Raw genomic sequence first — 22,431 nt, forward strand, 5'->3', positions numbered from 1 at the left:
CGCACCGGAGCCATGTCCTCGCCGCACCGGCTCCGATCAAAAAGAAGAGGCTCCGCGGCCTTGGGCGGATGCTTACGCACTTCTTTCGGATTTGGGTGCTCGTTTGATTTCGCTTCGGCAAAAAAGGGTGCACCACAGTCTCCGATTAAACTTCAGCGCTTTATGCAAATTTGGGGGGAGACCCTGGCCAGCGCGATGCATACGGGCAGAGCGCGCCAGCCGCGCTCCGCACCAGCATGCGCGCGGGCCTCACTCCCGAGGCGGGATGGGCCTCGCAGGCCCAGCGGGTATCATAGCAACGCGGGCAGGCAATGCGAACTGCTCCACCCCAGACAAGTGACGCCAGCTAACGGCTCCGTCTTTCTTCCTTTGCAAGCTCATCCAAGAATCTCGCGAGGGCTATTTTGCCAGCGTATTCAGCCGCTGTTTGGGACTGGTAACCGCGATCGCCGATTTTCACTCCCATGGGCCTGCTGCGCCGCCTCAGTTCCCAGCCCCAACGACCGAGACTGTCGCCGGTTTCGAAGGTCATGATGTAATAATCTGTCTCCGTTGCCATGAGATCGGTCTAGCGACGCCGGACAAACGACAAAGGCAAGACCCCCGCCGGGTGATACGTCCGACGGGGGCCCCGTTGCGGTGGATGGCATGAGGCTAGTCTTAGAGAAGACTAGGTGTCACGCCAAGGACCCGCCACTTCATCGAAGCGTCATCCTTTGGTTCCGGCAAGCTCAAGTGTTGAGCAGAGGTAGATGATGTGGCTGACGCAATTGCCCCTCGCGGCAACGTGCCGATACCGATGACCAGATAAGTGCCCGCAAGAGGCTCGCGCTTGCATCAGCCCGGAATGCCTCCATTGCGGGGGAGCTGGAATCCGAAATGTCGTGCGCCAAAGACGGTCCCGCGCCGGCACATTATTCGCGACCGATATGACGATCGAGGCGCCGATGTGGGGCGCGGCGCCGTGACGGAAAGTAAATCAAGGGAATGCCGACGTTCAGGACTCGAGCGCGTGTCTGGTTTGACGAACTCGCAACAGGACCGCGCGATCGACCGCCGAAAGCGTCTCTCGACGGGTGCCACTTTCGCGCGGCCTGATGATGGTCGTGTGTGAGTGCAAATGAAGGGAACCGTTGTCCCAGTGGGGCTGGCCAGGAACAAAGGGCCCGGGACCCCATTGAAAGTTCGATAACGGAGGCCAGCCATGGGGGTGGTTCCCTTGCAAGAGCTCGATACGGGGCCGGCCCGAGTCTTGCTCGTCGAAGATGAGCTTTTCGTCCGCATAGACATTGCCGCGACGCTTCGACACGCCGGCTTTCAGGTAATCGAGGCCGCGTGCGCCGATGCTGCGATGGAGTTCATCGAATCCGGCGAGCCAATCGATCTGGTGTTCACTGACATCCAGACACCGGGCATTCTCGATGGGCTCGCGCTGGCCGAACGGGTTCGGGCCAAGTACCCGTTGATGCCGGTGCTTATCTGCTCTGGAAACCTGGAGTTGGAGGGCGCGGCGAGCCGGTTAGGAAAGTTCGTACCCAAGCCATACGAGCCGACGGGAGTCGTACGGCTCATCACAAGCTCAATACGGTGATAAATGGAACCTGCAACGATCTTGGTAGTGGAGCGCGACATTCTTGTGCGACAGCCCCTTGCTCAATATCTCCGCGATTGCGGTTATCGCGTCTTGGAGGCGGTCAATGCCGCCGAGGCGCGTAGAGCAGTTTCCACTGGAAGAGAGAGCATAAACGTTGTGCTCATGGACGTGAAAGGCGTGCCGAGTGAGGGCGGATTTACCCTGGCGTCCTGGTTGAGGACCAACCATCCGACTATCAAGCTTCTGCTCGGCGGCACTATTGCTAAAGTCCTGCAACTGGCAGGCGACCTGTGTAATGAGGCGCCCGAAGGTGGCCTAGACTATCGATCGGTGCTTGATCACATCCGGCGACTGCTTGCGGGTCGAGACCAACGGTCTCCCGATAGACGTGACGACTGATTCTGACCTCTGCATTTCTCGTGGTCGCGCGCTGGCTCAGGACAGCTGGCAGATCCAACCACGCGGCGGGCATCAGCGACCAGGGCCCCATCGCGATCACGACGGCATAGCTTACGAGCTGCGTTAGCTGACAAGCGGTGCAGGTCGCGCTTTTTTGAGAGCTGATCTTAGTTGCTCATCGAGCAGCGGCGCACCGGAGAAAAGCGGCCGGGATCGACCTTGATCCCGACGCAGTCTGGGAATGCGTGCGCGAGCCGCGTGTCGGACCATTCGACACGACAGGGGGCGAGCTGGTCCGTTAGCTTTCAAGTCACGGGTCGTGCCGCTTCCCTGAGACCTTGGCCAGATGGACCTGATCTTCGATGGCGTCGCGAAGTGTTTGGCGGTGGAATTTCAGCGTGAGGGGGTTCGGGGCATTCACTTCAATCAGGGACCGTCTGTGATCTCGGGGCCGATCTCGATAACCTCGACGAAGTAGTGACAGACGTCGCTGTTGAAGCCGATGAAGTCCCACGCCGCGCCGGCGCCGTGGCCAGCAACGCCGGTGAAGCGCGCCGGTTGCCACTCCGGGTCTTTCGTGCTCGAGCGAACGAGTACCCAATAGAAGCGACCCTGGTTCAACTGTGCGATGTCGGTCATGGAAACAGTCCGTTAATGCTTACAACGGATCTTCTTGGATGAGCGCGGGCGGACGGCAATGCGGGCTTAGGGGCAAATGCGCGATTCCGAAACCCCTCGCTCACGCCGCCGCGCGATGATCGGCCGAGTGCAGGCGCACCGGCTTTCCGCCCGCCGGGTTGCGCGGACCGTTCCCCTTCTGCGACGTTCCAGCATCAGGACGTTCTGTTCCCCTTCGTCCGGCCTGAATCCGGCAGGCGCCACCGTACGCCTGGCATCAGCCTACCGGCTAAGGTGAGCTCTCAGAGAAACCCGCTGTGCACCTGCCGGCGGCCAACGCACGAGAGTCCCTTTGTGCCGGCCTACCCACTCGGATCGGCGCGCGCAGCTTGGGAGTGCCCAAGGCTACCACTTTTGGAAGCAATTGTTGTTCGAGATTCTGACCGACGTCGTCAGTTGCCAAGGTATCTACACTCGGGGACGATTTTCCTCCAGCTTGCTTACTTGGTCGATAAATGCAGAACCAGGATTTCAGCACGGGACGCGCGCATATCGGGCTGTGAGACAAGAAAAACTGGCGCGCCATTCAGAACAAAACTGCGAACTCATATATCATTGAAGTTATTATATAAAATGAACATGCCTGACAAGTGGTCGAGTTTAGGAAGCGAGTGCTTCCCGAACAAGAACCGGGGCTTGTGAGCGGGGCGGAGCCCAATTTGGGCAGTTGTTGAGTTGCACAATTGTCGGCCGAGGGACCGAAATGTGGACACGGACATTGTGTGGTGTCCAGGGCAGCTTTTCCGAATACCGCGAGATTTGCAGATTATGGCCGGCGGGGGAAGCCGGTCCATCCTAATTGCGATCCCCGGCCAAGCCCACCTTAGCGCTACGGGCCTAGATATTTCCGAAATGGGGGAACGCCGGTCTGGGGGGACTGTTGCCTCTGCGGCGGCGGAAATTTTGCGAGGAGCAGGACAGTCACCATCGCGGCCGGAGCGGCGTAATGCCCGCTTAGTCGCGATCAAGCCATCCCTCCAAGCAAGAGAAATATCATGAACAGGTCGAAGCCAACCCATTTCCGCAACTCGTTGAATTTGAGAGACAAGGTGCAGGTCAAGATCCTGCGCAAGCGGCTCAAGCTGACGGATGAGCAGTTTAGCAGCGTCCTTCGCAAATCGGGCATTTCAATCTCGGCTATCGCCAAGGAAGCCGCTACTTTGAAGTAACGAACAGCAGCGACGGGCATGAAGATAGTCTTGTCTCCATTGTCTTGCGACGCGATTGATTGTCTTTTCGATTGTCCCAGTAGCTCAATCGCGACAGATGCTTCCAGATTCGTCGGCGTATCGCCAACGATATAGCGCCCGGGCAACCGGATCACGCGGCGCGAACATGGCTGGGTTACTGACTGCCGGCCGGTCATCACTCATTGAACACCAGCCGTCCGCCTTAATGCAGATCTCGACTCGAGCGTCCCTTTGCGCTCGATACGGATTATTTGTCCCACCGTTGTGAGCTTCCGTCCATTTTGCCGCGTCGGAGGCCGTTAACTTGTCTGCATCATTCTCGCACTGCTTTGCGATCTGAATCAGACGGTCGCGGGGAAAAGCATAGTATCTCATGGCATGGGGAATCAGCGCGAGCGCAATGGCTGCTGCCAACGTGAGCTTGATCAATCTCAGCAAATGGCGCCCCAACCGGCAAACAAAACAGTAGAAGAATGCTCGACAGGCTTCACCTCGGGGCCGCACGCTGCGCCAAGGTATTTCACCGCTTCACAGGCTCAGTCGGTTTCGCGGTATCCCATGGGCGTTTGCCGGACGCGTCACGATCCCATGGGCGCGCAACCGATGCTGATTTCTCTTCCAATACATCTTTAGCGCGTGCGGCCTTGATCTGGTCGCGAATTGACATTTCTGTTGCAGCAGGCGCTTGCTCGGCCGCTCGAACATTAGCACTGGATGACAAGAAGAGGATCGCGCCGACCACCAAGATCTTTTCCATCAATGCCGATAGCACGATCACCCGTTGTTGTCCGATCTATCTTCGACACCAGCGCGGAGCTAACAACAACGATCGCCTTCCACGCAACGCAGTCGACGCAGTGATAGTCACCCGAAGGCTGCCGTGCAGCTTACGCAGGTGTGCCAGGCTAGACAGCGGACTTTGAGATCCTCGTGCGGGCCGTCGGACCAGCAACCATTTTCTGCCACATCTCTTGTCCTCCATCACCGATCGAGGCTGCACAAGGGGCATCGGTCGCTGGCACATGGAACTCCCGTCTGTCTCCGGAGTGCGTCATGACCCGGTACTATTTCGATCTCGTCGACGATGACGGCCTGTTTCTTGACGAGGAAGGTCTGGAACTTGCTGACTTTCGGGCGGCGCAGGTTGAGGCGGCAAAGTCATTGGCCGACATGGCACGGGATGCGACGTATGAATCTGGCAGTTCTTCAAAGCGCCATATGGCAATTGCGGTACGGGACGACGCCGGTCCCGTGATGCATGTGGGGTTCGAATTTGGCGACGGAGGGCGGCAACAGTGACAGGGCCTATGGGTGCCGTCGTTGCTCCTCGATCCACCTTCGAGCATCCATGAGGTGGCCCCTCGTCGCGCCGCAATAGCGGCCAAGCGTCCGCCTCACGCTTGACTGCGCCGCCTACCTCTTTTTTGCCGACCCGAAATCCGGCTGCCAGGCGACCTCTTTCCGGCTGGGCTGTGCTGCGATCACCTTGGCTTTTTCCTTCTTCGGCTTCTTGGCTTCGCGATTGCCGCGTTGCTGTCCCTTGGCCATGACGTCCATCTCCTGTTGGGGTTCAAGTTCTTTCAATTCGTCCGACTGCAGGATGCGCCCGCGAGGCGTGCAGACGCGGACATCCATGTAACCGTCGCGCACCAGCTTTCGCGCGAGCCGCAGTGCAACGATCGCGCTGCCACGGCCGAGATTGGCGCCGCCATATTCGTTGGTCCCCATGACCAGGTAAGGCACGCGCGTTGCCTTAGCCATTGAGGATGGCCGCAGCACACACCAGAAGCAAAAGGAATAACGGAACGATCACCGGCGGGACCATCCATTCCGAGGCGCGAATACGCGACATCGAGCGCTCCTGCAACTCTTTCGGCGGGAGCGCACGTGACCCTCAGTCACCGGTCGATGCCGTTGAGAAGTGCGGTGATGCGACAACCCTACGCCTGCGAGGCGCCAATAGCGAGTGCTAAAACGCAGTTCGGGCAAGGCTGCACTGCGACGTCAGCGCGCGGCAATGGCGAATGTGCTGGCTATTGCTCAATGACGGGCGCATGGTCGTCGCTGTCGGTCGGTTAGGGCCCCTCTTGCAAAAAGGCAGGCGTGCATGACCATCCGCTCACGGCGAGAGACCGTCACGTTCAGACATCCGTTCCGAATCCGCGGCATCGAGCGGCTGCTGCCCGCCGGCGCCTACGAGGTCATCACTGATGAAGAAACGATCGAGGGTCTCACCTTCTCGGCCTATCGCCGCATCGCGACGATGATTATGGTGCCGGCGGAAGGCGTTCGCGACTCAATGGAGATGCTCTCGATCGGCTCAGTCGATCTCGCCAATGCGCAGGCTGCGGATGCGAGCGCCGCGCATGACTGACCATCCCGTAGATCTCGACAAGCATCGCGGCATGGCTGCGCAGAAGGCTACCGATCTGCGCCGCGCGCTGGCAGATGTCGAGGCCCATGTCAGGGAATTGCGTGAGCGGGAGGCCGAACTTGAACACCGCATGATGACGGTGCCCGCCGCTTCCTGGCCGGAGGCTGCGGTCAAGGCGCGGCACCTGCTCAACCTCTATGCCGCGAGCCTGCCCGCCGAGGATACGAGGCACCGGGCGCTGGTCGCGTCGTTGCTCGACGACTTCGTCCGGCTCTCGGGCGAGGACTGACGGCAGAGCAACTCTCCGCACGCGCGATCGTGCCAGCAACGGTCACTTAAAGGAGGAAGCCATGACGCTCACGAGCGGTCGCTACATCGGCCACGAATATGACCGGATGATCGTGCTGTTCTCGATGCAGGACGGCGGTAAGGAAATTCCCTGCGCGATCTCGACCACCGCGATGGACTATCTTGAGCGCGGCCCGCAGGTCCGCCCCGAGCAGCGCGAAGCCCAATTCGTCCGCCTACGCGACCGCATCGAGGCCCGCGCGGCCAGCAAGTATCGAGCGACGGAACTTGAAGGAGATCCTCGGGGTATCGTGCTGCGCGGCATCGATTTCAGAACCTAACAACATGCCATGTCGTGATCTGGGAATCGCTTAGGCGAATTCTTCACAAGTTGGCCCCGGCGCCCGATAACTCGCCCAGCAGAGACCGACAGGCCGATGCTCAAGACAACGTCAATGCGTTCTGGACGTCGCAAGGAACCCGTAAGCGACTGAAGGCCAGTTAACGATCAATAGTTTTTCTTGAACGATCGACGCGGACGGCCCTGAACTCCGATGGTCCCTCGATCAAACGCTGCCTTCGCATCGCTTGATCATCGCCCTTCGCAGAATTGTCCGCCCTCTCGTCTATAACTTTGCCAGCCAGGTGAGCGGTACGCGCGCGTTGGGTCAGAATGCGATGATCACTCGTGCCCGTCTTCGTCATCTCGATCTCCTGGATTACAGACCGCGACTGAAATCTGGCAGCTACGCACCCCCGCTTTTGCTGCGTCGAACTCGGCGCAACCACCATGGCAATTAATCTATGGCAATAACGTTCCTCTACGCGCATTCCCGTTTACGCGCGCTCCTTGCCGGCGATCTGCGGCAAGGGAGGCTTGCGCTCGGGAAGCTTCTTTTTCGGGGGCGCCGGCAGCAAACCTTCCCTGATGGCCTGCTTCCGAGCGAGCTTACGGGCCCGGCGAATAGCCTCGGATTTTTCGCGCGTCTTTCTTTCGGAAGGCTTTTCGTATGAGCGCCGCTGCTTCATTTCGCGAAAGACACCCTCGCGTTGCATCTTCTTCTTCAGAACACGAAGGGCCTGGTCGACATTGTTGTCGCGAACAAGTACCTGCAATTGACATTCCTCGCTGGGCTGCGAATGCGCAAGTCCTGCATGCAGCCAATTGCGCAGGAGTCTCGTGGCGATTGCGATGATGGGAGTGACGGCGTCTTCTTCCGCCGGCCTCGAACAAGCCGGTCTATGCGTCACGGCAATCAAGTTCGGTAGAGCAACGTGACCACTGTCAGCCGCGCTGTCAATGGATAGAGCCGTTCCCACACGTCGTTTGGAGCCCCTCGATCGCAAAGGAACGTTCGCCCACACGCGCTCGTGTAGCAGCGCTCTCGGAAACAATTTTGAGTGTGCCTTGCAAAAAGCCGAAAATGATATATATTAAAGAAATTCGATTAGCCGCTGTGCCTTGTTGAACGCGCCCGCGGGCTCCTTTTCCAAAGACATCGACGAAGTTGAAGTAATCGCGTGCTCGTCACGCGATGCGCGCTCGCGCGCTTTGGAGAATGAAAATGACGACAGGTACTGTTAAGTGGTTCAACGGCCAAAAAGGCTTTGGATTTATCCAGCCGACCGACGGCAGCAATGATGTGTTCGTTCACATCAGCGCGGTCGAACGGGCTGGCCTTGCGGGTCTCGCCGAGGGCCAAAAGGTTAACTTTGAGGCCAAGACCGACAAGATGCGCGGCAAAGTGAGCGCCGAAAACCTCTCGCTGGCCTGATTTGTCGACGCCGCTTTCACGGATGTACTGAAACGACAGGCTGCCCGCTCGATCTTCGGATGGAGCGGGTTTTGTTCTTCATAATGCGGGTTGAGGATGATCGCCAGGAAATCGGCAGAGCCGTCGCCCGAAGGCATCGCGCGCTCGAACCGCAAGCGATTGGCCGCTGAAGACGGCGCGCGGGCATTGGCTGACGCGGAACGGCAGGCCATCGAGGTGCGAAAGAACATGGCGCGCCTCCGCGAGCTGCGTGAGGCCAAGGAAGTTGCCGACATCGCGTTTCGGGCATCGCTGCCTGCGCCCGCACCGACGAAGCGCAAAAACAGGTCGGCGCGATAGTCGAACTCGCGATCGCACGGCATCATCGTGAAACCGAATTGCACGGGCTGGGTGGATGCCTAGAGTCAAAGCAGACGGCGGGGGAACGATCACTTTCATGCTTGCGCTTGGCGCAGCACGGCAGATGTGCAGGCTTACAACGACGTTTCAGACCGACAAGCAGGCCTTCAGTTATCTTCACAAATATCGACAAGAATTCGAGCATATAGCCCGTGCGCGGCTCGCCTCCGGCGAGCTCGAAAACGGAATCGTCGTGCTCTCGATGCTCTAAATCGAGAGCGACGATTATGCCCGGGAGTCTTTCGGCTTGGCTTCACGCGCCAATCGGGCCGCCTTCAGACGCTCGTGATTATCGAGCAGGGATTGCTGATCTTTCGCGTAATCGGTCATTGGTTTTTCTGTTCGCACCAATTTGAACGCGTTGTTCGCCTCCCGCAGATGCCGGGCAGCCTTCGCTTCGTTTTTCATCATTTTGATCTCCAGGAATTGGATCAGCGCCGGTCTGGGGCTCGGATATTCGCCATGACAGCCCAAGCGATATTTGCCGGGAGCGGATCAGCGTGAACGCTCCGCTTTGCGCCAGATCTTTCGCGAGGTCTCAGCGCGTTGTCGAACAACGGCAAGCGGACGCTGCCTATAGTTATCAACGCTTTCGCGGGACGCATGTTCCCGAGGGGCGAGCCGAAGCCCACGCCGCCGCTCGTCTGCCAGACGTTCAGCTAAAATCGCAACCAGTGTGGCGCCGCTCACGAGCTAAGCGCTTCCACCAGAACTCAGGTTAGCACATCATCGGCGTTGTGTGCGCGTTTCCTTGCCGATTCCTGAAGGCGGTAATCGCCATATGCACCAAGTGCAGTTTGCCTTCGACTGCGGGTGAAATGTCGAACGGGTACGCGTCGGCAAGACCAAGTGAGCGGTTGAGGCGGTTGATCGTCAGAGCGAGCGGGGTCCACAACTCAAGGAGCGCACCGAAATCGCTTTCCAGATACGGGTCATTCAGCGTGTGCTTTCCGCGCGCGTCCAACGACAACGGAAGTCCTGCCAGGGAATCCAGGGTCGAGACGATGTGCAGGAAGTGAGCGAAAGTCTCTGCCCAATCCTCCCAGGGATGAGACGTCGCATACATGCTAATGTGACTCGCCGGATCGCAAGACCAATCCTGACGGGCATAATAATAGGCAAGCGCTGCCTGGTAGTTCTCTGTCTCGTCGCCAAACACCAGCCGAAACGGCGCTCGAAAACCCGCTTCGTGGATCAGGGCATTCCAGTAAAAGTGCCCTATCTCGTGTCGAAAGTGACCAAGCAGGGTGCGATAGGGTTCGCGAAAGGAAACACGCCTGATCTCGCGTTGTACGTCATCGGCCTCCGCAAGGTTGAGCGTTATCAGGCCGGATTCGTGACCGGTCAGGACCGGCCCATGCTCGTCCGAGAGAATCTCGAATGCCAGGCGAAATCCACCCGCGAACGCGATCGGCACGCGAAGCCGTCTCAGGTCGTAGATCAGCCTGCGCTTGGCTTCCTCCACGCGCTTCCAAAGGGCTACGTTACGGGGATTCTGTGTGGCGGGAATGACATGGGTCAGGGAGCAGGACATGCAGTAGGAAGTCGTGGAAACCGCGCACCAGTTGCAACCGATGATATTCCGATTGACGCATTCAAGGGCACTTTCCGCACCGATCATCGCCATATTCTCGGGATCGAAGATCAACGGCTGCATGCAGCCGTTGCATTTGGAGAGCTCGAAGGCCGATAGTTGCCCGCAATGAGGACATTTGAAATCTCTCATGATGGCGCACGACCATTGAGGGTGTCGATCAACGCACGTTGCTTCTTCAACGCGCGCTTCCTCAGAATATCAGCATCAACCTCGCTCACGGTTCGACGCGCGCCCTGGTAAGAGGCCTTCTCAGATACAGGCCGCGCCCCCCAGTCTTGCGTGGGTTGAATGGACATGGGCGTGACTCCGGATCGCATTTTCATCTTCAACAAAGCCTTCAGTTTGAAACGGGTTCCGGTCAGGCGCTGGGCGGATGTTCTCCACTCAATCGAGCATACGGCTGGCGGTCGGGACAGCGATGGCATACTGTTCACACCCGAGCGCTCGCAGCCTTCATCGGTGACGATGCCCAAATGGGGGTTCGTAACGATCGCAATCATCTCTTTGGAGCTACTTCCATGAAGATCCGCGTCGGCTTCGAGATGATCTACGACTTTCCGCAACCGACCCCTCTTATCGCAGTTGTCGGCACTCACTTCACACGGGCATCCGACATTGTCCTGCCCGATCATCTTGTCAGCGAGCCGTCGGTGCCGATCACGCCCTACCGCGACGGTTTCGGGAATTGGTGCAGTCGTCTTGTCGCGCCAGCCGGCCGCATGCGCCTCTCGGCGGACGGCACAGTCCGAGATAGCGGTCTACCCGACGTGATCGTACCATCGGCCCAACAGCACGCAGTGGAAGATCTTCCGTCGGACACCATCGTATATTTGCTCGGCAGTCGGTATGTCGAGACTGACCGACTTACCGACGTGGCGTGGAAGTTGTTCGAGAAGACCGCGCCCGGTTGGGCACGGGTCAAGGCGATCTGCGACTTCGTGCATAACCACATTGCTTTCGGCTACGAGCACGCCCGCCCGACCAAGACCGCCTGGGAAGTGTTCAACGAAGGCAAAGGCGTTTGCCGGGACTATGCACATCTGGCTATAGCGTTCTGCCGCTGCATGAACATTCCTGCGCGCTACTGCACCGGCTATCTCGGTGACATCGGCATGGCGCCTCCATATGCCGCCGGCGATTTCGCGGGCTGGTGCGAAGCCTATATCGGTGGTCGCTGGTACACGTTCGATCCACGTAACAACATTCCGCGGATTGGTCGCGTCCTGATCGCGCAGGGCCGCGATGCCGCCGACGTTCCGATCACCCAGACATTCGGACCCAACACGTTGCTAAGTTTCAAGGTTTGGGCCGACGAACTCACCGGCTGATCGCAAAAGGGCTGCAATGCGACGGTCCATATCGAATCCCCGGAACCGCGAAAGACAGAACTATTGCCCGGCCTTATTCGCTTCGAAGGTCAACGCGGCTTGAAATACGTGCCCGGCTTCCGTTCGAACCTCGATAGCAACGTCCGGCCGGTGTTCCTCACCGGCCAAATCGCGGGCCAGTCCCGCCAATGTGTGAGCCGCCTCCATCTCGGCCTCACGTTGCGTTGAAAACTCTATTCCGTCTTCGTCCGGGTACAGTTCCCGATCGTCTCTGATATCGAAGAAATATCGGATCATCATGAGCGCCTGTTGGAAAGATGTCTGCGCCAGCGCGAGAGGTCCGCAAGCCGATCCAGGATTCGAATTACATTGGCGGCTGAAGTCCCGGAGAACTGAGCCACCTGTTCACCTCCAGGGCAACATCGATCTGCCGGGCCTTCTGAAGTAGTTCGGCGCGCCGGACGCAAACAGGCATCTCTTGAGCCTGCTGGCGCAAATTGATCGCCTCTTGAGTGAGACGGTATTCGAATGTCGAAGATTGAGACTCGCTACGAACCTGCACGGCTTTCTCCCTTGAATGGGCGGGAGCGCGACAGGCGTTCTCATCACCGATGGTTGCCTCGGGTGGGGCGGTGACGACCTTGATATATGTGCTCGAAGGCGCTCCGACCAGACATGATTGAAGAAATGTTTTTGGACAGCCTCACGGCTAGTCGAGTACTCCAACTGGAGCCGGAGACCCAGTCGAGATGGAGGCGTCTGTTCTCACAGGCAGCCTCAATGTTTCGTGCTCTCACTTCGATAGACGATCGATACGCAGAAAAGCCGTTCAGTCATCGAGCGCACTTCAACCGCCAAATCTGGACGACTGCCTTTGAACACGGACTCTCTGGCGATCCCCGTCAGCGTTTGCATCGCTTCAACTTCAGCCGCCTTCTGATTGGGCAGTCGTAGTCCTTCCTCGTCGGCGAAAAACTCGCGGCCACTCTGGATGTCAAAGAAATAGCGTTCCATAAGAGCACTCCACTTCCGTGCAGGCGGGAGCGCTCTCGGTCTCTCAGTCACCGACGCCTACGGGACAAGCCTCGGCCGGTGATCGGAAGACAATACGCCAGCTCTAACTTGGTTGCCAGAGATTCCGGGGCCAGCCGGGTCTAAGCAGCGGCAACTTGGACAGGTTGCCTCCGTAAGCGCCTCAGAATCGAATTCGAGCCATATCACCCGCCGCACCGGATCGGGCCGGTAAGTCTTCGTGACGAGTGTGCGGCTGGTCTCCATCACCCAGGAACTCGGCGATGATCCCGCGCAGGTGATGATGCGCCAGATCATCGGCCTGTTCGACGAATACCAATCCCGCGAGAATGGCAAACACGTCCGCAAGGCCATGGTCGAGAACGCACGGCAGGGCTTCTACAACGGCTCGCCCATCCCGCTCGGATACAAGACCGTTGAAGTCGACAAACGAGGCGCCCGCATCAAGAAGAAGCTTGCCGTCGATCCCGTGGAGGCTGAGACGGTCAAGCTGATCTTCCGCTTGTATCGCCAGGGAGACGGCACGTCGGGACCGCTCGGCGTGAAGAACCTCGCCTCCTGGCTCAACGAGCGCGGCTACCGCACCCGCCGCGGCGCCCGCTTTGGCGTCGCGACCGTGCACGGGATTTTGACCAACACCGTCTATATCGGCGAGTGGGTGTTCAATAAGCGGGACTCCAGGACCCAGCAGCCGAAACCCGTCAACGAGCATGTTACTGTTGAGGTGCCGGGAATCATTCCGAGGACCGAGTTCGAGGCCGTCTCAACGACCCTCAAGACGCGAGATCCCAAAGTGACTGCGCCCCGCGTCGTGACCGGCCCGATCCTGCTGACCGGGATTGCCACCTGCGCTGGCTGCGGCGGCGCCATGACGCTACGCACCGGGACCTCGTCCACGGGGCGGGTCCACAAATATTACACCTGCTCTACCTGTGCACGTCAGGGCAAGACCGGCTGCAAGGGCCGTTCGATCCCGATGGCCAAGCTGGACGCCATCGTGGTGGAGTGGAGAACCTTGCCGAGCGGCTGTTTCAGCCTGAACGGCTGAAGCTCGTTCTCGGCAAGCTCGCGGACCGGCGATCAGAACAAGCGGCCGAAATCGATCAGCGGGTGTCCAATTTGCGGTCGGAGTTGACTACTGCCGAAGACAAGCTGAAGCGTCTCTACGCGATGGTGGAAAACGGCCTCACCGAACTGGACGACATCCTGAAAGACCGCCTGGCGGCTCTCAAGACCGACCGCGATCGGGCCAAGGAGGCCCTGGACCGCATCAAACTGCGACCAGCGTCGCAAAATTTCGACGACCAGGCCATCGAGCGGTTCGGCAGGCTCATGCGGGAAAACATCACCGCCGGCCCGATTCCGTTCCGGAAGGCCTATATCAAGTCCGTGGTGGATCGGGTGGAGGTCGACGACCATGCCATCCGCATCGTGGGTGACAGGGCGACCCTGGAACAGGTCATCGCTGGCGATCAAAACACGAACCCCAACGTTCGCAGTTTTGTACGCAAGTGGCGCACCCGACACGATTCGAACGTGTGGCCTTCGCCTTCGGAGGGCGACGCTCTATCCAGCTGAGCTACGGGTGCTTGCTGCTTACGCAGTGCTTACGCAGATTTCGCGACTGAGTTAACCCCGACGCGCCACCCTCGCAAGCCTTTGCACTTAAATACTCTTTCTTCCTCGCTTTTCGCACGAGCAGACTTGACACCTGCCTTCGGAGGGCAACGCTCTATCCAGCTGAGCTACGGGTGCAGCGAGGCCTCATTTAGCCGATTGGCGAGGGGTCGGCAACCTCCGCCGGCGGCGATATCGGACTAGGCCGATTTGCGCGAGGCGGAGCCCGGAACCTGCAATGCCCCGCGGTCGAGCCGGGCGAATTCGGCCAGCATCTGTTCGGCGGAGATCACCCGGTTGCGGCCGAGGCGCTTTGCGGCGTAGAGCGCCTGGTCGGCCGATCCCAGCAGGCGGTCGGGGCGGTCGTCGTCTTCGCCGGGAATGTGGCTTGCCACGCCGACACTGAGCGTGACGTGCTCGCCGGCGCCCTCGGCGCCATGGGTGATCCGCAGGTCCGTCACCGCGTTGCGAATCGCCTCGGCGACTGCGCAGGCGTCATTGCTGCTCATCTCCGGCATGATCAGCGCAAACTCCTCGCCGCCATAGCGGGTCGCGAGGTCGAGCGGCCGCCAGGCGTGCCGGCTGACCACGGCGGCGACCGCGCGCAGGCACTCGTCGCCGGTCTGGTGGCCGTGCAGATCGTTGAACAGCTTGAAATGGTCGACGTCGAGGAACAGCAGCGACAGCGGCTGTTGCGTGCGCTGGGCACGCGACCATTCCGACATCAGCATCTGGTCGAAGGAGCGGCGGTTGGACAGCCCGGTCAGCCCGTCCTTGGTGGCGAGCTCCTTCAGCGTCATCTCGGCGCGCTTCTGGTCGGTCAGGTCGCGCAAGGTCTCGACGACGGCGATCAGGTTGCCGGCGTCGTCATGGATCGGGCCGGCGTCGATGGCGAGATAGAGCTGGTTGCCGAGCTTCGGCATCACGCACCAGTTTTCGGCGCTGAAGCCGAGGCCGTTATGGCCGCGCGCGGCATATTCCGAGTAAAGCTCGGGAAGCTGCTCGGGCAGATCGAGCGCGACGAGATCGGCGAGGCAATGGCGCTTGGTCTCGTAGAAGGCCTGCCAATGCTTGGTGGTGCCGATCACCTCGGAGGCCGCGACGCCGGTCAGGCGTTCGCAGGCGCGGTTCCAGATCACGACACGGCGCTTCGGATCGATCACGAAGGTCGGGACGACGAGATGCTGCATCAGCCGCACGGCATAGGAATGCGCGACGGCGAAACTTTTGGGGGCGGACGATTTCGGCACGGTCAGGCCACCGCCGCGACCTGTACGGCGCTTCCGCCGAACAGCTTCCGGACGTCGGCCGCCGCCTTCGGTGCGCTGAACAGATAGCCCTGCATCTCCGTGCAGCCGAGATTGCGCAGCATCTCGCGCTGGGCCTCGGTCTCGACGCCTTCGGCCACCGTCGTCATGTGGCTTGCGGCGGCGATGTTGACCACCGCCTGCACGATGACCGGCGCGCCGCTTGCCTCCGCGATATCGGCGACGAAGCAGCGGTCGATCTTGATCTTGTCGAACGGGAAGCGCTTCAAATAGCTGAGCGACGAATAGCCGGTGCCGAAATCGTCGAGCGCTATGCGCACGCCGATCGCGCGCAACTGATGCAGGATCGACAGCGCGGCCTCGTCGTCGCGGATCAGCACGGCCTCGGTGATCTCGAGCTCGAGCCGGCGCGGGTCGAGCCCGGAGGCTGCGAGCGCGCCTGCGATCTTCAGCGCCAGCGTCTCGCATTTGAGCTGCACCGGGGACACGTTGACCGCGACGCGGACATTGGCCGGCCAGGTCGCGGCTTCCATGCAGGCCGTGCGCAGCACCCAGTCGCCGAGCTCGGTGATGAGACCGGTATCTTCCGCGACCGGAATGAACTCGGCCGGCGAGACCATGCCGCGTTCCGGATGTCGCCAGCGCAACAGCGCTTCGCAACCGGCGACCTCGTTGCTGCGCAGATTGACCAGCGGCTGGTAGTGCAGCTCGAAGCCGACATCGACCATGGCCTGGCGCAGATCCTGCTCCATCGCAAGGCGTGCCTTGGCGCTCGCGTCCATCGCGGGCACGAAGAAGCGATAGGTCCGGCGGCCCTCGGCCTTGGCGCCGTACATCGCGAGGTCGGCGTTCTTGATGAGCTGGTCGAGGTCGGTGCCGTCCTGCGGCGCCAGCGCGATGCCGATGCTGGCATCGGTCGAGAGCTGGTGGCCGAGGCAGTGATAGGGCCGGCGGATCGCCTCGTGGATCTTCGTCACGAAGGCCAGCGTGTCCGCGGAGGATTCGATTCCAGTCTGGATCACGGCAAATTCGTCGCCGCCGAGCCGCGCGATCAGGTCGCCCGGCTTCAGGCAGCTCCGGATCCGGCCCGCGACCGCCTTCAAGAGCTCGTCGCCGACATGGTGACCGAGGGAGTCGTTGATGCCCTTGAACTCGTCGACGTCGATATAGAGCAGGGCGAACTGCTCGCCTTGCGCTACCTTTTCGAGCTCGCGCTCGATCTGTTCGCGGAACAGGGAGCGGTTGGGAAGGTCGGTGAGCGCGTCGTAATGCGCCATATGCGCGATCTTCTCGTTGGCGCGGCGCCGCTCGGTGACGTCCTCGACGACATGGATCAGGTAACGCGGCTCGCCGGCCTTGTCGCGAATACCGATGCGGCGCGAGGTGATGTAGCGCAAGCCCAGCGCCTGGGTCTGCCAGGGGTGTTCGTGCTTGAACAGGCCGTCGGCCGATTGTAGCGCCTTGTCGTCATCGGCCGTGACGATCCTAGCGGAGGCCTGCGGGAAGATGTCGAACGCGGTCCTGCCGACCACCGCTTCGCGGGACTGGCCGAACTGCTGCTCGGCAACTCCGTTGATCAGGAGGTATTGCCGCGTGCGGGCGTCCTTGACCGTGATCTGCGACGGGATGTGGTCGATGATCTCGCGCAGGAAGGTGTGGTTGCGGTCGCGCTCCTGCTCCAGCAGGCGCCGTTCGGTGATGTCCTCGATGGTCGCGATCCAGCCGCCCTGCGCGAGCGGCGTGTTGATGATCTGGACGGCACGGCCGTCGGAGAGCTCCATCACCTTCCGGGAGACGCGGCCCTCGGCGACGCCGTCCATGACCATGGCGCAGAACCCCTCGACGTCGCCCTCGAAGCTGTCCCTGGCCTGGCGATGCTGCATGACCTCGCGGAAATGGCAGCCGGGCTTCACGATGTCGGCGGACAGGCCGAACATGTCGATGTAGCGCCGGTTGCAGGTCACCATGTGGCCGGCCGCATCATAGAGCACGAGCCCTTGCGACATATTGTTCAGGGCGGTGTCGAGCCGCTGCCGTTCCGCCTCGAGCCGCTGTTGGGCCTCGAGGTTCTGTTGCCGGATCTGGCGAATGATCAGATAGAGGATGAACGCGATCACCGAGGCCGCGAGCGTGGCGGCCGTGATCATGAAGCCGGTCTGGTCGCGCCAGTCGGCGAGCGCCGCCGACATGGTGTTGGTTGCGACGATCACGAGCGGGAAATGCGTCAGCGATGCCGCCGATCCCAGCCGTTCCTCGCCGTCGATCGGGCTCTTGACGCGAAGCGTGTGCTGGCCGCCTTCGGTCAGCACCTTGCGCATCAAAGGCGCATCCTTGAAGCTCTTGCCGACGAGCTCCTCGACATGCGGATAGCGGGCCAGCATCTTGCCTTCGCGATCGAACAGCGAAATGGCCGCGCCTTCCGCGAGCGCAACGGAGGCGAAGTAGCGCTGGTAGCTGTCGGGGTCGATCCGGCGCACCAGGATGCCGAGGAACTCCCCGTCAGGTCCGCTGAGCCGGCGCGCGACCACGGTGGTCCATTTGCCGAGGATGAAGCTGCGCACGGATTCCAGCAGCACCGGCTCGGATCGCGGGTTTGTCTTGAAGGTCTGGTAGTAGGCGCGCGATGAGACGTTGATCTTGGGCAGCGGCTGGAGCCGCGACCAGTTGATCAGGTCGCCGTCCGCATCATAGATGGCGATGTCGCCGAGATAGGTGACCGCGCTGACCTTGCTGCGCAGCATCCGGTTCGCCTCGGGTCCCGACATGCGCTCGCGGAACATGTCCGGCGACGTGATCTCCGGCAGGTTCATCGTCCCGATCAGATCGGCGGCGACGACGTCGGAATCCTCGAACTGCTGGTCGAAATGGCGGGTAAGGAGCTGGACGGTGTTTTCAAGCTCGCGCTCGCGGTTGGCCAGCGTGCGCTCGCGAAAATCGCCGACGGCCATAGTGGTGACCACGAAGATGCCGGCAACGAGCAATGCGCCGCTGAGCGTCAGCCAGAGCACGGGTCCTGCCCGCGGAACGGCTTCCCAGCCGTTGCGTGCGGCCAAGGACAGTCGGCCCGTCATCGTGGAAATTGCCCGGCGCATCTCCCCTCCCAAGGGGACATGCATACACCGCACAAATGGCCTAAACCTTAGGAAAGCCGGTTACTTGGGACTTAATCCCTGTGCGCGAGCACGCGCGATGGCCCGGGCCGCGAAACGATGCAGCATCGCTCCCGGCTTGTACGATGCGAGCGCACCTGCATCATTAACGCACCCTTAATGCGCGGAGCCGGATGTCTTGCCGGCGCCGACATTGCGCAGCCGCCCGACGACGCCGGTCGGGAAGAAATAGACGCTGGCGATGAACAGCAGGCCGAGCCACAGCAGCCAGCGATCCGGATGTAGCAGGCCCGGCAGCAGCGGCAGGCCGGCCTCAGTGGCGGCCTTGGAGGCGACGCCCATCAGCGATTGCAGATAGTTCTGCGCCAGGATGAAGATCGCAGCCCCGATGATCGCGCCATAGATCGTGCCCATTCCGCCGATCACGACCATCAGGAGAATATCCAGCATGATGGAGAAGCTGAGCGAGGTGTCGGGCCCGGCGTAGCGCAGCCACAGCGCGTTGAGGATACCGGCGGACGCCGCAACCAGCGCCGCGAGGCAGTTGGCGTAGGTCAGGTGAAACACGGTGCGGAAGCCGAGCGCCTCGGCGCGGAAACGGTTTTCCCTGATGGCCTGCAGCACGCGTCCGAACGGCGAATTTACCACGCGCAACAGGCCGAGGATCATCAAGGCCGATGCCACGAAGACGAGATAGAACGTCAGTGTCCGGCCGTTGAATTCGAAGCCGAACAGGCTCTTCGGGATCAGCACAGTGCCGGGGCGCAACAGGTCCGGCAGCTGAAAACTGCGGCCGTCCTCGCCGCCGGTCAGCCACGACATCTGCGAGGCCAGCACCTGGAAGGCGGAGGCGACCGCGAGCGTGATCATGGCAAAGAAGATCGCCGCGACGCGGAGCGAGAACAGCCCGATGGCGAGCGCGAGCAGCGCGGCCAGGGGCAGGCCGATCACGATGCCGGTTGCGACCGCACCCCAGTTCGGGCCCATGGCATAGAGCGCAATGGCGACCGCGTAGCTGCCGATGCCGTAGAACATGGTGTGGGCGAACGACACCGAGCCGGTATAGCCGAGCAACAGGTCGTAGGAGGCGACGAGCGCTGCAAAGATGCAGATCTTGGCTGCGACGTTCATCGCCTTGGCGCCCGGAAAGATGAACGGTGTCGCCGCCAGCGCCAGGATGATGACGAGGAGAACGATGGTCAGCACGCGGCTGCGCGGCGGATCGCCGGAGAGGATCATCATCGGCTGGTCACCGCATAGAGGCCGCGCGGCCGCCACATCAGGATGGCGACCATCAGCAGGATGTTGGAAACGAGTGCGAGCTTCGGCACGAGGAAGCCGCCGTAATTGGCAACCATCGCCACCAGGATCGCACCGATGAAGCAGCCGCCGATCGACCCGAGCCCGCCGATGATGACGACGATGAAGATCAGCACGGTGAGGTCGTCGCTCATGGAGGCGTGGACCTGCTCGCGATAGAGCGCCCACATCACGCCGCCGAGCCCGGCCAGCGCTGAACCCGTCATGAACACGCCGAGGAACAGGCGGCGGATGCGATAGCCGAGCGCCTCGACCATCTCGCGGTTCTCGACGCCGGCGCGGATCAACAGGCCAAGCTTGGTGCGGTTGAGCACGAGCTGGATCCCGACGAAGACGATGAGGCCGACCAGCATCGCCAGCAGGCGGTATTTTGCGATCGCGACATCGCCCAGGATGACCGAGCCGCGCAGCGATGCCGGCAGGGGCAACGGGATGATCGCCGGTCCCCAGATCGCATACATCGTCTGTTCGGCGACGATCAGGCCGCCGGTGGTCATCAGGATCTGTTTGAGATGCTGGCCATAGACCGGCAGGATCAATACGCGTTCGACGACGAGGCCGAGTGCCCCCGAGACCGCCATCGAGAGCAGCACTGCCGGCGCCAGTGCCGCGAGGTTGACCCAGAGGGAGTCCGTCTGCATCGCGGCGGCGAAGGGCAGCAGGATCAGCGTGGCGATATAGGCGCCGACCGCGATGAAGGCGCCGTGGCCGAAATTGAGCACGTCCATCAGGCCGAACACCAAGGTCAGGCCGGAGGCCATGATGAAGATCATCATGCCCATCGCGAGGCTCGCGACCGTCAGCGTGACCCAGGAGCTGGTCGAGCCGATCAGCGGGATCATCGCGAGCGCCAGCGCGATCGGGATCAGGACGGGCGCGAGATCGCGCTTCGGCTTCGGCAGCGGATCGTTGGCGGCTAGCTCAGTCACTGATGCGTCTCCAGGCTCAGGCCCAACAATCGCTCCTGCAGCGGCACGTCGGCCGCCAACGCGGCCATCTCACCGCGATGCACGATGGTGCCGTTATCCATGACCAGCACGTTGTCGCCGAGCTCGCGGGCGGCGAAGAAGTTTTGCTCGACCAGCAGGATCGTCGCGCCCTTGCGTTTGATCTCCTTCAGGCACTCGATCAGCGCCATCACGATCGCGGGTGCGAGGCCCTTGGTGGGTTCGTCGATCAGCAAAAGCTTGCGCGGCTCTACGATGGCGCGGGCGATGGACAACATTTGTTTCTGCCCGCCCGAGAGGCTGCCGGCCCGCGACAGCCAGAAGCGGCGCAGCGCGGGGAAGAAGCCAAAGATCCAGTCGAGCTGGGTGTCGTCGAGCGGGCCGTCGCGCGCCGCCAGCACCAGGTTTTCCTTCACGGTGAGATCGGAGAAGACAGCCATGCTCTCCGGCACGTAGCCGACGCCGAGCCGCGCGATGTCGGGCGTGGCACAGCTCTCGATGCGCTCGCCTGACAGCGTGATCTCGCCGGATGACGCCTGCCACAGCCCCATGATGGTGCGCAGCGTGGTGGTCTTGCCGGCGCCGTTGCGCCCGAGCAGCATGGTCGTCTGCCCCTGTTGCACGACCAGATCGATGCCCTGGAGAATGTGATAGCGCCCGATATGGGTGTGGACGCCGGAGAGTTTGAGAAGCTCGCTCATGCCGTGGTCCTCAGGCCGCGCTCTTCGGCGCCACGCCGAGATAGGCTTCCTGCACGATCGGCGAGGCGATCACCTCGGCAGGTGGGCCGTCGGCGACGAGTTGCCCGTTATGCAGCACGATGATGCGGTCGGCGAGCGAGCGCACCACGTCCATCTTGTGCTCGACCAGCAAGATGATCTTGCTCTTGTCCTGCTTGAGCTGAGCGATCAGGTTGAGGACGACCGGAACCTCGTCGATGCTCATGCCGGCGGTCGGCTCGTCGAACATGAAGACTTTTGGCTCCAGCGCGATCATCAGCGCGACTTCGAGCTTGCGCTGGTCGCCGTGCGAGAGCGCGGTCGCGGCGACGCCGCGCCGGCTGCCGAGCGCGACCTGGTCGAGAATCGCATCGGCCCGCGCGATCAGGTCGCGCCGCACCATCCAGGGCCGCAGCATGTCGTAATGCGTGCCATCGGCCGCCTGCACCGCGAGGCGGACGTTCTCTTCGACCGTCAGGTTCGGAAACAGGTTTGTGAGCTGGAAGGCGCGGCCGAGGCCGGCGCGGGTGCGCATCGGCGCGGAGTGCTGGGTGATGTCGGTGCCGTCGAACAAGATGCTGCCGCTGGAGGCGCGCAACTGGCCCGAGATCAGGTTGAAATAGGTGGTCTTGCCGGCGCCGTTCGGCCCGACGATGGCGGTGAGCTCGCCGGGGCGGAAGCTGCAACTGACGCTGTTGACCGCCACATGGCCGCCAAAGCGAATGGTCAGGTCGCGCGTTTCGAGGGTTAGGGGCATGAGCAGTCTAGCGAATGAAGGTTGGACATATCCACGATC

Annotated in this window: 29 protein-coding genes and 1 tRNA gene; 12 read left to right on the top strand and 18 right to left on the bottom strand. The window is 61.3% G+C overall.

Annotation, left to right across the window (positions count from 1 at the left end; genetic code table 11):
- Window positions 1-1,204: 1,204 nt before the first annotated feature.
- Window positions 1,205-1,591 carry a response regulator gene (locus JQ632_RS34990; protein WP_212407283.1) on the top strand — a complete coding sequence of 129 codons (387 nt, stop codon included), beginning with the start codon at window positions 1,205-1,207 and terminating at the stop codon, window positions 1,589-1,591.
- Window positions 1,592-1,594: 3 nt separating this feature from the next.
- Window positions 1,595-1,993, top strand: coding sequence for a response regulator (locus JQ632_RS40540; protein WP_212407284.1), 399 nt, complete (start codon window positions 1,595-1,597; stop codon window positions 1,991-1,993).
- A 426-nt stretch (window positions 1,994-2,419) separates the two neighbouring features.
- Here the strand turns inward: JQ632_RS40540 and JQ632_RS35000 are convergent, their stop codons facing one another.
- Window positions 2,420-2,632: a hypothetical protein gene (locus tag JQ632_RS35000; protein ID WP_212407285.1), complete on the bottom strand. Its 213-nt coding sequence runs from the start codon at window positions 2,630-2,632 to the stop codon at window positions 2,420-2,422.
- A gap of 1,034 nt (window positions 2,633-3,666) precedes the next feature.
- Here JQ632_RS35000 and JQ632_RS35005 point away from each other — a divergent pair.
- On the top strand, window positions 3,667-3,840 hold the full coding sequence (locus JQ632_RS35005; protein ID WP_080669711.1) for a DUF3606 domain-containing protein: 174 nt from the start codon (window positions 3,667-3,669) through the stop codon (window positions 3,838-3,840).
- Between the two features lie 84 nt (window positions 3,841-3,924).
- On the opposite strand, the gene JQ632_RS35010 is transcribed toward JQ632_RS35005, so the two are convergent.
- Together JQ632_RS35010 and JQ632_RS35015 are read right to left on the bottom strand one after the other, a co-directional pair.
- Window positions 3,925-4,290, bottom strand: coding sequence for a hypothetical protein (locus JQ632_RS35010; protein WP_212407286.1), 366 nt, complete (start codon window positions 4,288-4,290; stop codon window positions 3,925-3,927).
- 91 nt (window positions 4,291-4,381) lie between these two features.
- Window positions 4,382-4,639: a hypothetical protein gene (locus JQ632_RS35015; RefSeq protein ID WP_014491568.1), complete on the bottom strand. Its 258-nt coding sequence runs from the start codon at window positions 4,637-4,639 to the stop codon at window positions 4,382-4,384.
- 275 nt (window positions 4,640-4,914) lie between these two features.
- Here JQ632_RS35015 and JQ632_RS35020 point away from each other — a divergent pair, with 275 nt between their 5' ends.
- Window positions 4,915-5,160 (top strand): DUF6894 family protein, encoded by a 246-nt coding sequence (locus JQ632_RS35020; protein WP_014491569.1) that lies wholly within the window; start codon window positions 4,915-4,917, stop codon window positions 5,158-5,160.
- A gap of 114 nt (window positions 5,161-5,274) precedes the next feature.
- On the opposite strand, the gene JQ632_RS35025 is transcribed toward JQ632_RS35020, so the two are convergent.
- A complete protein-coding gene (locus JQ632_RS35025) occupies window positions 5,275-5,622 on the bottom strand; it encodes a hypothetical protein (RefSeq protein ID WP_212407303.1) in 348 nt (115 codons plus the stop codon).
- A gap of 346 nt (window positions 5,623-5,968) precedes the next feature.
- Here JQ632_RS35025 and JQ632_RS35030 point away from each other — a divergent pair, with 346 nt between their 5' ends.
- The 3 genes from JQ632_RS35030 (at window position 5,969) to JQ632_RS35040 (ending at window position 6,864) form a co-directional block, all read left to right on the top strand.
- Entirely contained in the window at window positions 5,969-6,235 is a 267-nt protein-coding gene (locus JQ632_RS35030; RefSeq protein ID WP_209963056.1) for a hypothetical protein, read from the top strand.
- Complete coding sequence (locus JQ632_RS35035; RefSeq protein WP_014491572.1) at window positions 6,228-6,524, top strand: hypothetical protein; 297 nt, start codon at window positions 6,228-6,230, stop codon at window positions 6,522-6,524. The genes JQ632_RS35030 and JQ632_RS35035 overlap by 8 nt, the downstream gene beginning before the upstream one ends.
- A 61-nt stretch (window positions 6,525-6,585) precedes the next feature.
- Window positions 6,586-6,864 carry a DUF1488 domain-containing protein gene (locus JQ632_RS35040; RefSeq protein WP_014491573.1) on the top strand — a complete coding sequence of 93 codons (279 nt, stop codon included), beginning with the start codon at window positions 6,586-6,588 and terminating at the stop codon, window positions 6,862-6,864.
- A gap of 496 nt (window positions 6,865-7,360) precedes the next feature.
- Here the strand turns inward: JQ632_RS35040 and rpsU are convergent, their stop codons facing one another.
- On the bottom strand, window positions 7,361-7,639 hold the full coding sequence (rpsU, locus tag JQ632_RS35045) for a 30S ribosomal protein S21 (RefSeq protein WP_014491574.1): 279 nt from the start codon (window positions 7,637-7,639) through the stop codon (window positions 7,361-7,363).
- 449 nt (window positions 7,640-8,088) lie between these two features.
- On the opposite strand from rpsU, the gene JQ632_RS35050 reads away from it, so the two are divergent.
- From JQ632_RS35050 to JQ632_RS35060, 3 genes are all read left to right on the top strand, one after another.
- A complete protein-coding gene (locus tag JQ632_RS35050) occupies window positions 8,089-8,298 on the top strand; it encodes a cold-shock protein (protein ID WP_014491575.1) in 210 nt (69 codons plus the stop codon).
- A gap of 96 nt (window positions 8,299-8,394) precedes the next feature.
- On the top strand, window positions 8,395-8,637 hold the full coding sequence (locus tag JQ632_RS35055; protein ID WP_014491576.1) for a hypothetical protein: 243 nt from the start codon (window positions 8,395-8,397) through the stop codon (window positions 8,635-8,637).
- A 55-nt stretch (window positions 8,638-8,692) separates the two neighbouring features.
- A complete protein-coding gene (locus JQ632_RS35060; RefSeq protein ID WP_212407287.1) occupies window positions 8,693-8,908 on the top strand; it encodes a hypothetical protein in 216 nt (71 codons plus the stop codon).
- A gap of 14 nt (window positions 8,909-8,922) precedes the next feature.
- On the opposite strand, the gene JQ632_RS35065 is transcribed toward JQ632_RS35060, so the two are convergent.
- From JQ632_RS35065 to JQ632_RS35075, 3 genes are all read right to left on the bottom strand, one after another.
- Entirely contained in the window at window positions 8,923-9,105 is a 183-nt protein-coding gene (locus tag JQ632_RS35065) for a hypothetical protein (RefSeq protein WP_212407300.1), read from the bottom strand.
- Window positions 9,106-9,415: 310 nt separating this feature from the next.
- Window positions 9,416-10,423 carry a putative zinc-binding metallopeptidase gene (locus JQ632_RS35070; RefSeq protein WP_028160515.1) on the bottom strand — a complete coding sequence of 336 codons (1,008 nt, stop codon included), beginning with the start codon at window positions 10,421-10,423 and terminating at the stop codon, window positions 9,416-9,418.
- Entirely contained in the window at window positions 10,420-10,794 is a 375-nt protein-coding gene (locus JQ632_RS35075) for a hypothetical protein (RefSeq protein ID WP_212407288.1), read from the bottom strand. The genes JQ632_RS35070 and JQ632_RS35075 overlap by 4 nt, the downstream gene beginning before the upstream one ends.
- 18 nt (window positions 10,795-10,812) lie before the next feature.
- On the opposite strand from JQ632_RS35075, the gene JQ632_RS35080 reads away from it, so the two are divergent.
- Window positions 10,813-11,622 (top strand): transglutaminase family protein, encoded by an 810-nt coding sequence (locus JQ632_RS35080; RefSeq protein ID WP_035701104.1) that lies wholly within the window; start codon window positions 10,813-10,815, stop codon window positions 11,620-11,622.
- Between the two features lie 60 nt (window positions 11,623-11,682).
- Here JQ632_RS35080 and JQ632_RS35085 read toward each other — a convergent pair whose 3' ends face one another.
- Window positions 11,683-11,922, bottom strand: coding sequence for a DUF6894 family protein (locus tag JQ632_RS35085; protein WP_409363532.1), 240 nt, complete (start codon window positions 11,920-11,922; stop codon window positions 11,683-11,685).
- Window positions 11,923-12,399: 477 nt separating this feature from the next.
- Window positions 12,400-12,636, bottom strand: coding sequence for a DUF6894 family protein (locus JQ632_RS35090; protein ID WP_014491583.1), 237 nt, complete (start codon window positions 12,634-12,636; stop codon window positions 12,400-12,402).
- A 238-nt stretch (window positions 12,637-12,874) separates the two neighbouring features.
- Between JQ632_RS35090 and JQ632_RS35095 the strand changes: the two genes are divergently transcribed.
- On the top strand, window positions 12,875-13,702 hold the full coding sequence (locus tag JQ632_RS35095) for a recombinase family protein (protein ID WP_212407289.1): 828 nt from the start codon (window positions 12,875-12,877) through the stop codon (window positions 13,700-13,702).
- 32 nt (window positions 13,703-13,734) lie between these two features.
- Here the strand turns inward: JQ632_RS35095 and JQ632_RS35100 are convergent, their stop codons facing one another.
- From JQ632_RS35100 to JQ632_RS35135, 8 genes are all read right to left on the bottom strand, one after another.
- The gene (locus JQ632_RS35100; protein ID WP_212407290.1) at window positions 13,735-14,130 is read right to left on the bottom strand and encodes a hypothetical protein; all 396 of its coding nucleotides are present in this window, start codon (window positions 14,128-14,130) and stop codon (window positions 13,735-13,737) included.
- A gap of 36 nt (window positions 14,131-14,166) precedes the next feature.
- Window positions 14,167-14,243: transfer RNA gene (locus JQ632_RS35105), tRNA-Arg, on the bottom strand.
- 228 nt (window positions 14,244-14,471) lie between these two features.
- Window positions 14,472-15,461: a diguanylate cyclase gene (locus tag JQ632_RS35110; protein ID WP_212407302.1), complete on the bottom strand. Its 990-nt coding sequence runs from the start codon at window positions 15,459-15,461 to the stop codon at window positions 14,472-14,474.
- A gap of 62 nt (window positions 15,462-15,523) precedes the next feature.
- Window positions 15,524-18,631: an EAL domain-containing protein gene (locus JQ632_RS35115; RefSeq protein WP_212407291.1), complete on the bottom strand. Its 3,108-nt coding sequence runs from the start codon at window positions 18,629-18,631 to the stop codon at window positions 15,524-15,526.
- A 174-nt stretch (window positions 18,632-18,805) separates the two neighbouring features.
- A complete protein-coding gene (locus tag JQ632_RS35120; RefSeq protein WP_212407292.1) occupies window positions 18,806-19,891 on the bottom strand; it encodes a branched-chain amino acid ABC transporter permease in 1,086 nt (361 codons plus the stop codon).
- Window positions 19,888-20,898 (bottom strand): branched-chain amino acid ABC transporter permease, encoded by a 1,011-nt coding sequence (locus JQ632_RS35125; protein WP_212407293.1) that lies wholly within the window; start codon window positions 20,896-20,898, stop codon window positions 19,888-19,890. The genes JQ632_RS35120 and JQ632_RS35125 overlap by 4 nt, the downstream gene beginning before the upstream one ends.
- Entirely contained in the window at window positions 20,895-21,617 is a 723-nt protein-coding gene (locus JQ632_RS35130; protein ID WP_212407294.1) for an ABC transporter ATP-binding protein, read from the bottom strand. The genes JQ632_RS35125 and JQ632_RS35130 overlap by 4 nt, the downstream gene beginning before the upstream one ends.
- Before the next feature lie 10 nt (window positions 21,618-21,627).
- Window positions 21,628-22,392 carry an ABC transporter ATP-binding protein gene (locus tag JQ632_RS35135; RefSeq protein WP_212407295.1) on the bottom strand — a complete coding sequence of 255 codons (765 nt, stop codon included), beginning with the start codon at window positions 22,390-22,392 and terminating at the stop codon, window positions 21,628-21,630.
- Window positions 22,393-22,431: the final 39 nt, after the last annotated feature.

It is taken from the genome of Bradyrhizobium liaoningense, assembly GCF_018130955.1.
In the GTDB taxonomy this organism is placed as follows: domain Bacteria; phylum Pseudomonadota; class Alphaproteobacteria; order Rhizobiales; family Xanthobacteraceae; genus Bradyrhizobium; species Bradyrhizobium liaoningense_C.

Coding starts and splice junctions, on each gene's coding strand:
- JQ632_RS34990 (WP_212407283.1), top strand. CDS start 1,205: ATGGGGGTGGTTCCCTTGCAAGAGCTCGATACGGGGCCGGCCCGAGTC.
- JQ632_RS40540 (WP_212407284.1), top strand. CDS start 1,595: ATGGAACCTGCAACGATCTTGGTAGTGGAGCGCGACATTCTTGTGCGA.
- JQ632_RS35000 (WP_212407285.1), bottom strand. CDS start 2,632: ATGACCGACATCGCACAGTTGAACCAGGGTCGCTTCTATTGGGTACTC.
- JQ632_RS35005 (WP_080669711.1), top strand. CDS start 3,667: ATGAACAGGTCGAAGCCAACCCATTTCCGCAACTCGTTGAATTTGAGA.
- JQ632_RS35020 (WP_014491569.1), top strand. CDS start 4,915: ATGACCCGGTACTATTTCGATCTCGTCGACGATGACGGCCTGTTTCTT.
- JQ632_RS35025 (WP_212407303.1), bottom strand. CDS start 5,622: ATGGCTAAGGCAACGCGCGTGCCTTACCTGGTCATGGGGACCAACGAA.
- JQ632_RS35030 (WP_209963056.1), top strand. CDS start 5,969: ATGACCATCCGCTCACGGCGAGAGACCGTCACGTTCAGACATCCGTTC.
- JQ632_RS35035 (WP_014491572.1), top strand. CDS start 6,228: ATGACTGACCATCCCGTAGATCTCGACAAGCATCGCGGCATGGCTGCG.
- JQ632_RS35040 (WP_014491573.1), top strand. CDS start 6,586: ATGACGCTCACGAGCGGTCGCTACATCGGCCACGAATATGACCGGATG.
- JQ632_RS35050 (WP_014491575.1), top strand. CDS start 8,089: ATGACGACAGGTACTGTTAAGTGGTTCAACGGCCAAAAAGGCTTTGGA.
- JQ632_RS35055 (WP_014491576.1), top strand. CDS start 8,395: ATGATCGCCAGGAAATCGGCAGAGCCGTCGCCCGAAGGCATCGCGCGC.
- JQ632_RS35060 (WP_212407287.1), top strand. CDS start 8,693: ATGCCTAGAGTCAAAGCAGACGGCGGGGGAACGATCACTTTCATGCTT.
- JQ632_RS35065 (WP_212407300.1), bottom strand. CDS start 9,105: ATGAAAAACGAAGCGAAGGCTGCCCGGCATCTGCGGGAGGCGAACAAC.
- JQ632_RS35070 (WP_028160515.1), bottom strand. CDS start 10,423: ATGAGAGATTTCAAATGTCCTCATTGCGGGCAACTATCGGCCTTCGAG.
- JQ632_RS35075 (WP_212407288.1), bottom strand. CDS start 10,794: ATGATTGCGATCGTTACGAACCCCCATTTGGGCATCGTCACCGATGAA.
- JQ632_RS35080 (WP_035701104.1), top strand. CDS start 10,813: ATGAAGATCCGCGTCGGCTTCGAGATGATCTACGACTTTCCGCAACCG.
- JQ632_RS35085 (WP_409363532.1), bottom strand. CDS start 11,922: ATGATGATCCGATATTTCTTCGATATCAGAGACGATCGGGAACTGTAC.
- JQ632_RS35090 (WP_014491583.1), bottom strand. CDS start 12,636: ATGGAACGCTATTTCTTTGACATCCAGAGTGGCCGCGAGTTTTTCGCC.
- JQ632_RS35110 (WP_212407302.1), bottom strand. CDS start 15,461: ATGCAGCATCTCGTCGTCCCGACCTTCGTGATCGATCCGAAGCGCCGT.
- JQ632_RS35115 (WP_212407291.1), bottom strand. CDS start 18,631: ATGCGCCGGGCAATTTCCACGATGACGGGCCGACTGTCCTTGGCCGCA.
- JQ632_RS35120 (WP_212407292.1), bottom strand. CDS start 19,891: ATGATGATCCTCTCCGGCGATCCGCCGCGCAGCCGCGTGCTGACCATC.
- JQ632_RS35130 (WP_212407294.1), bottom strand. CDS start 21,617: ATGAGCGAGCTTCTCAAACTCTCCGGCGTCCACACCCATATCGGGCGC.
- JQ632_RS35135 (WP_212407295.1), bottom strand. CDS start 22,392: ATGCCCCTAACCCTCGAAACGCGCGACCTGACCATTCGCTTTGGCGGC.